This window comes from Anaerobacillus sp. 1_MG-2023 (assembly GCF_030547345.1).
Classification (GTDB): Bacteria; Bacillota; Bacilli; order Bacillales; family Guptibacillaceae; genus Guptibacillus; species Guptibacillus hwajinpoensis_B.
Genome location: NZ_JAUORD010000068.1, coordinates 1 through 344 on the forward strand (window position 1 = coordinate 1; position 344 = coordinate 344).

Here is a 344-nt window from a genome sequence, read left to right on the forward strand (position 1 = left end):
CTTTATTCTGCTAGTTATGAAAAATATAAAGACTATAAACAGGCCTATCTAACTTATAGCTATAAAAAGGATGAAGATGAAGATGGCTCAGGATCCAAACTTTTATACGTTCGTCAGTATCATAAAGATGCGGTTGTTCGTTCGATAGGAGATTTCGATACAGGAGCGAAAGATAAGCTTGAAGAGTTTGATTTAAATGGGATTCATTGGGTTAGCTACAAACTTAACAATATTCCGGAATCTCATTTTATTGGAAAATCTGATGATTACAAATACGAAATCGTAACCCAGGATATTTCTGCAGAAGTAACGAAACGATTATTAGCCTCATTCAAAAAGAATGA

Annotated in this window: 1 pseudogene; it reads left to right on the forward strand. The window is 33.7% G+C overall.

Going from position 1 to position 344, the window contains the following annotated elements:
• Positions 1-344: pseudogene (locus Q4550_RS23310) on the forward strand (hypothetical protein); the annotation flags it as partial.